Consider the following 6,601-nt stretch of genomic DNA (forward strand, 5'->3'; position numbering starts at 1 on the left):
CTTTTGACATATATCAGTGTAACCGTGTACTATGTAACTAGAACAATAATGAAGGGGTTGGGAAGTTGAATTCGTTTAAAGGTTTAATGAAAAAGGAGTGGCTGATCGGGAAATCCACACTTCTCTGGCTATTGGTTGCACAGGTTGGCTTAGTGTTTATTGCTTTATTAGCATCCAGGTATTTGGAAGTTGCAGGTCTTTTTTATGTGTGCACATGGATAATCATGTTCTTACAACCATTTATTATGTTCTCTTTGATTTTTGGATGTTTGAATTATGAGGGGAAGACGCAGTTGTGGATTCATAATCCTCAGTCTGCGGCGATGCTGCTTGGAAGTAAATTATTGTCAAGTGTGCTGTTTCAGGTGGTTTCAATTTTATTTGCCTGCTGTTTAGTATTTGTGGCTATTAGGGTTCCGACCAGTTATTTTCAGCAAGACTTTCAGGTGGAAAGTTTTTCGGGATTAGTAGGCTTGTTACAGATAGGCGGGGTTATGACGGCGGTCAGTATTGTCATTGCCGTGCTAATGATGTTTTTATGGGTAGTGTATCATGCACTCGCAAGGATTCAGCTTATTAAAAATATTCGTTGGCTGATTGTGTCGCTTCTGTTTATAGGAATGGTTTTGGTGAAAAATTGGGTTGGAAATACCGAGATATATATGAAACTGGATGATTTATGGGCTGTACCTGCTTTTAACGGTTCGTCGTTTAGCTTGTCTCAAGCCAAGTTGGAGTTTTATCTAGAAGGTAGAGGGAATATTTCGCTTTTGACAAGCGGGTTGGATGTTATCGCATTAGTGATATTGTTCCTCGCTTCATGTTGGCTCTTGGACCGAAAGATTGAGGTGTAAAGGATGTCAGAGGATTTTCATGCTTCAAAGCCGATTTATTTACAGGTTGCCGATCGAATTTGTTATTCAATTGTACGGGGTGAGGTAAAGAGTGGGGATAAGCTGCCATCGGTCCGCGAAATGGCAGTCGAGATGGGTGTCAATCCGAATACGATCCAGCGTACTTATACCGAGATTGAGAGGGATGGAATTGTGGAGACGAGAAGGGGGCAGGGTACATTCGTTAAAAATGATCCGATGCTGATTTCATCATTGCGTACCCGGATTCAAACGGAAGTTATCGAGACATTCGTTGAAAATATGAAAGAAATCGGCTTGTCGAGAGAAGAAATGCTGACAGCGGTACAGCAATTTCTGAAGAAGCAGGGGGATGCAAAATGACGGTTGAGCTGCATGATGTAACGAAAAAGTATGGAAGCATTACTGCCCTTGATGGTGTTTCACTCACGTTTGAAGTGGGGAAGATATATGGGGTGTTGGGGGCCAATGGCAGCGGTAAGTCAACATTGCTCAAACTGATTGCCGGACTCGCGAAACCGGATCATGGAGAGGTGACGGTCGATAGGGTGCCGGTAAGCAGGAGGACGGCTTCTGTTGTTTCTTATCTGTCAGAGCTTGATTTTTTCTATACCAATTTTACCGCAGGTCAGTATATTGATTTTCATGCATCGCAATTTGCTGATTTTAACCTGGATAAGGCAATTGAAATGCTGGCATTCATGAAATTGGATGTCCGGAAGAAGGTCCGTACGATGTCGAAAGGTAATCGGGGACGGCTTAAATTAGTGCTGGCCCTGTCTCGGGAGGCACCGGTCGTGCTATTGGATGAACCATTCTCAGGGTTGGACGTTATGGTTAGGGAGTCGATAGTACGGAGCTTGCTGTCTTATATCGATTTTGAAAGGCAAATGGTTATCATGGCCACTCATGAAATCGAGGAAATCGAGAAAATCCTTGATGAGGTGATCGTGATCAAGGATGGTAAGGCCATTGAAAAGGAAGAAGCTGAGGATCTCCGCGAAAACGGTGGGAAATCGGTAATCGGGTGGCTAAAGGAAAAACATAGGTAAATGTCATGCTCCAAATTTCCATTTGGAGTATTCTTTTTTTCCTGATAGACTTTCAGGTTTTGATGGAGTGCAAGTCTGTGTTGCAAATGGGAGGTAGGATAAAGTTCTATTGGCTGCTTCCAAGGATCCTTTTCAATTCTGCTGATCGAGATGAATGTGCCATCCAGTGTCAAAGGAAGCGTTTGGCTAAAGCGGTAGTCTTGGGGAAATGACGGAATTGTCCAATAAGTAACTTGGAAGAAAGGCCATTTCGTTCAATAAGGTAAATGATGAAGTAACTCCGGGGAAATTCCGGAGTTTTTTTATTAAAAAGGAAGGCCCTTTTTTAATAGTTGAATAGAATGGAAAGAGTTTTTTTCATAACATTTTTCTAGGCGTACGACGATTTACTACAAAATGGGTGATTAGCAGAGTCCGTATTAGAAAGAAGGCGCATATATATGCAGTACGGATATCACTAAAGTATAAATAACTATTGGAGGCTAAAGGAAAAATGGAAGAGACTGTTGGTTTACCTTACCTTGAAGCTTTAACAGGGAAATTTGTGAGGGCGTTTAAAGGCGGGCCTGATTCTAGAGAAGGCAAGCTTTTAACAGTGCAGAGCGATTATATCGTGATTCAAACAGAACAAAATCAACTCGTATATTTCGCCATCGAGCATTTGAAAATTGTTGTGGGGAATGCGAAAAAAACTCAACTTGATTTAAGTTCGATCAACGAAGAAGAAACAGTATATCCAGCAAATTTTTTAGGTGTGCTGGAATCACTTCAAACTAGCAGCATTCAAGTGAATGGCGGCGGTCCGGCATCCAAAGTTGGCCGGGTTGTAGATGTAAAAGAGGAGTTTTTAGTTATATCCACTGAGAAAGACGGGCTTGTTCTATACCCGATTTCCCATATTAAAAGTGTAACAGTGCTGGAGCTGGCGGAAAATGAGTTATTGCCTCAATTTGGTGACGGTACAGAAACAATTAACGGCTTACTATCGCGGTTAGTCCACAATTGGGTATCCATCAGTGCTGGAGGACCTAATAAAGTTGAGGGCATCCTGATGGAAGTTACTGACAGCCACCTTATCGTTGTTCATCATGAAGAATTATTTTATGTGACAACGGATCATGTCCAATTCGTAGTTATAACTGTGCAGGTAAATGAAAATGGCGAAGAAGAAGCAGCAGGTGAAAACTCTGCAAATGGAGGCTCTTCAGCTGGAGGTTCGTCAAAAGGAAGCAGTTCAAGCGGTTCATCAGACGAAAGCAGCAGTTCATCAGATGAAAGCAGCAGTTCATCAGACGAAAGCAGCAGTTCATCAGATGAAAGCAGCAGTTCATCAGATGAAAGCAGCAGTTCATCAGACGAAAGCAGCAGTTCTTCAGACAAAAGAAAAGGTTCATCATACAGAAGAAAAGGTTCATCAGACAGAAGAAAAGGTTCATCATACGAAAGCAGCAGTTCTTCTGTTGAAAGCAGCAGTTCATTAGATGAAAGTTCTTCTGTTGAAAGCAGCAGTTCATTCATTGAAAGCTCTTCAAGCAGTTCATCAAATGGAGGTTTAGGGGGACTTCGGGGTCCTCGAGTAAATACGTTCAAGCAAATATGGATTGAGAACTTAATCAAAGCAACAACCCAAAACCCACGGTAAAAGAAATACCAAACAGGTACAGCAACCAATATGGAGTTGTTGTGCCTTCTTATGGAAAGTGGACATGCCGCTTTTGCCCATGATGGGAGATGTTTCATTCTATAAACTTTTTTAATGACGATTTTATCAGTTCAAATGCTATTTGGAACTGATAAAAAAATGGCCAAGCAACCATTATGACTGGTAACCTGGTTTCAAGTTGGAACAAAGCATACTGTTTGGTTTGATTAATTTCAATAGAAAGGAGGAAGCAACGCTTGTTATCAAAACATATAGGACAGTATATGGAACTTGAGCTCGCAGGGAATATACATGAAGCGGGGATTTTAATTGAAGAAAGCTCGGACATCATCGTCTTGTATACTGGAAAAGTGTACCGTTACATTCCATTCAGGCACATTAAGAATATTTCCTTTCCAATGATCGAAGAGGAGTTTGGGTCGGGAGGAGAGCTGGAGATCGAAGAGACATCATTCCGAAAATTGTTGATGAATGCGAAGGGGAGGTTCGTTGAAATCCTGCTCACGAAAAAACACTCGGTTCATGGCTATATCGTGGGAATCATGAATAACTATTTCGTCTTTTATTCGCCCGTATTTAAAACGATGTTCATCTCAATGGATCATTTGAAGTGGCTTTCGGTTACAAATGATGAAAAAGGCCCTTACGGTTTGAATAAATCAGAGCAACTGGCACAGGTCTCATCTTTAAGCTGGGCCAGGACATTGGAGGAACAGATGAAAAGGCTGACCAATAAACTGGTGGTGCTCGACTTAGGGATGCATCCGAAGAATATTGGTAAGGTCAGTACGGTGAAAGATGGCATCATTGAGATGGTGAATGCACATGGGGAGGCGGTCATTGTCAATATGAGACATGTCAAAAGCTTTCATTTCCCACAATAAAAAAACTCCGGGTCTAAAGCGATCCGGAGTTATTTCTTTTTCTCGATATTTTCATAGACCGATGCCAGGGCTTGTTCAAATTTCCCGCTCTTTTTCGGTTTGTAATATTTTTTGCTGCGCAGTTTATCCGGTAAGTATTGCTGCTTCACCCAGCCATTCTCGTAGTCATGCGGATAAAGGTAACCGATGCCGCGTCCGAGATCTGTGGCTCCTTTGTAATGGGCATCCTTAAGATGGTCCGGTACATCTCCGCTATGGCCGCTGCGAATGTCGGAAAGCGCTGCATCAATTGCGACAATGGCCGTGTTCGATTTGGGTGATAGGCATAACTCGACCACTGAGTTGGCAAGTGGAATCCGGGCTTCAGGAAAACCGAGCCGTTCAGCGGCTTCGACTGCAGCGAGGGCCCTGGGACCAGCCTGAGGATTGGCAAGACCTATATCTTCGTAGGCAATGACCACCATGCGGCGGGCAATGCTGACAAGATCGCCGGCTTCGACCAAGCGCCCCAAATAATGAAGGGCTGCATTCACATCACTTCCGCGAATTGATTTTTGGAAAGCCGACAGAACATCATAATGGGCATCTCCATCCTTATCATGTGAGAAGCTTTTTTTCTGCATGCATTCTTCGGCAATTTGCAGATCTATATGAATCGTTCCGGACTCATCGGGTTCAGTGGAAATGACGGCGAGCTCAAGAGCGTTAAGGGCACTGCGGACATCTCCGTTTGAAGCAGTCGCGAAATGGGTAAGGGCATCAAGGCTGACATCCGTTTCATACGCACCAAGCCCCCGCTCTTCATCATGAAGTGCCCGTTCCAGAGCTGTAGTTATATCATTGGTTTCCAAGGATTTGAGCTCGAAAATCTGGCACCGGCTTCGGATAGCCGGATTGATTGCATGATAGGGATTGCTGGTCGTTGCACCGATCAAGGTAATCATCCCGTTTTCAAGGTATGGCAATAGAAAATCCTGTTTTGCCTTATCGAGTCGATGTACCTCATCAAGCAGGAGAATCACTTTACCGGACATCTTAGCCTCGGCTGCCACGATTTCCATATCCTTTTTATTATTGGTCACCGCATTCAGCGTCCGGAAGGCAAACTTCGTGCTTCCGGCAATCGCACTTGCAATCGATGTCTTGCCAATTCCCGGCGGACCATACAGAATCATGGAAGAAAGCTGCTTGGCCTTCACCATCCTTGCGATAATTTTCCCTTCACCGACCAGATGCTCCTGCCCGATGATCTCATCAATCGATCGAGGCCGCATCCGGAAAGCAAGCGGTTTAATATTCATTGCGCACCTCTCCTTTTAATATAAAGGTATCACAACTTATGGGGAAAATGCGCTGATTATGCTGTGAATGCAGTTGAATTAGTATTTAATGCGCCCTTAAGGCAGCTAATTCGTCCTTCACACCAATTAATTCGTCCTATCCTCAATAATCGAACGTAAAAAGTAAACTCTTCCTTTGGTGTTGCCGGAATGATGTAATTTTAATGAAGTTAATAACTTTTTTGCACTTGATGGAGATTTGAGTTGGAGGAATTGCCGGAATTCGCTGTTGGTAATGGTAGGTTTAACGAGGAATACATAATCCTGAAGAGCGGAGATGTGCATCATGGGAAGAATGCAAACATGTACGGCAAATCCACTTTCTTAATCGTCTCTCCATATGGCAGTATACTCCGGTTTGAAGGGTGGTAAGGGGTATTCATAACTTTCCAAAATAGTAGATATTCTTTTCATATTTTTCCTTGAATTCTGCAGTTTTTATAAGAATACTATCTTTACGTATCACTTTTTCATGAATATCTCTGTTCTCAGCTCGTATTATCGTTGATGAATTGGCGCTGACGACTAATATTTCTACTGGGAGATTGATGATTTTTTTAAATTTCAACCATTCTACTAGCTGTTGGCGCTGCCGGTTCACTTGCAGGATTGGACCATCAAAAGCTTCTGTTTTTCCATCTGGATTTGTGCGGATATGTTGATTGAATCTGTTGTCGAAATAGATTTCACCAGCCATGTTTTTCACTTCAATAATTAATAAAGGCTCTTTTCGTAAAGATTGTTGTTTTTAAAACGAAACTATTTAAGGTTGATTGGAGCGGAAGTGCGA

General features: G+C 42.7%; 8 protein-coding genes. 6 read left to right on the forward strand and 2 right to left on the reverse strand.

The features are described 5' to 3' along the window. The first annotated feature begins 65 nt into the window (after positions 1-65). The 5 genes from SB775_RS14025 (at position 66) to SB775_RS14045 (ending at position 4,471) form a co-directional block, all read left to right on the forward strand. Positions 66-854, forward strand: coding sequence for a hypothetical protein (locus SB775_RS14025; protein ID WP_410861942.1), 789 nt, complete (start codon positions 66-68; stop codon positions 852-854). A 3-nt stretch (positions 855-857) separates the two neighbouring features. Next, positions 858-1,235: a GntR family transcriptional regulator gene (locus SB775_RS14030; protein ID WP_410861943.1), complete on the forward strand. Its 378-nt coding sequence runs from the start codon at positions 858-860 to the stop codon at positions 1,233-1,235. Continuing rightward, the gene (locus SB775_RS14035; RefSeq protein WP_410861944.1) at positions 1,232-1,924 is read left to right on the forward strand and encodes an ABC transporter ATP-binding protein; all 693 of its coding nucleotides are present in this window, start codon (positions 1,232-1,234) and stop codon (positions 1,922-1,924) included. Before SB775_RS14030 ends, SB775_RS14035 begins: the two co-directional genes overlap by 4 nt. A gap of 493 nt (positions 1,925-2,417) precedes the next feature. Continuing rightward, positions 2,418-3,566 (forward strand): hypothetical protein, encoded by a 1,149-nt coding sequence (locus tag SB775_RS14040; protein ID WP_410861945.1) that lies wholly within the window; start codon positions 2,418-2,420, stop codon positions 3,564-3,566. A gap of 257 nt (positions 3,567-3,823) precedes the next feature. Beyond that, positions 3,824-4,471 (forward strand): hypothetical protein, encoded by a 648-nt coding sequence (locus tag SB775_RS14045; protein WP_089361585.1) that lies wholly within the window; start codon positions 3,824-3,826, stop codon positions 4,469-4,471. 29 nt (positions 4,472-4,500) lie between these two features. Here SB775_RS14045 and SB775_RS14050 read toward each other — a convergent pair whose 3' ends face one another. Continuing rightward, positions 4,501-5,772 carry a replication-associated recombination protein A gene (locus SB775_RS14050; RefSeq protein WP_061464167.1) on the reverse strand — a complete coding sequence of 424 codons (1,272 nt, stop codon included), beginning with the start codon at positions 5,770-5,772 and terminating at the stop codon, positions 4,501-4,503. Between the two features lie 243 nt (positions 5,773-6,015). On the opposite strand from SB775_RS14050, the gene SB775_RS14055 reads away from it, so the two are divergent. Next, a complete protein-coding gene (locus tag SB775_RS14055) occupies positions 6,016-6,183 on the forward strand; it encodes a hypothetical protein (RefSeq protein WP_410861946.1) in 168 nt (55 codons plus the stop codon). 7 nt (positions 6,184-6,190) lie between these two features. Here the strand turns inward: SB775_RS14055 and SB775_RS14060 are convergent, their stop codons facing one another. After that, positions 6,191-6,526 (reverse strand): nuclease-related domain-containing protein, encoded by a 336-nt coding sequence (locus tag SB775_RS14060; protein ID WP_410861948.1) that lies wholly within the window; start codon positions 6,524-6,526, stop codon positions 6,191-6,193. Between the last annotated feature and the right edge of the window lie 75 nt (positions 6,527-6,601).

This window comes from Peribacillus sp. SIMBA_075 (genome assembly GCF_046534585.1).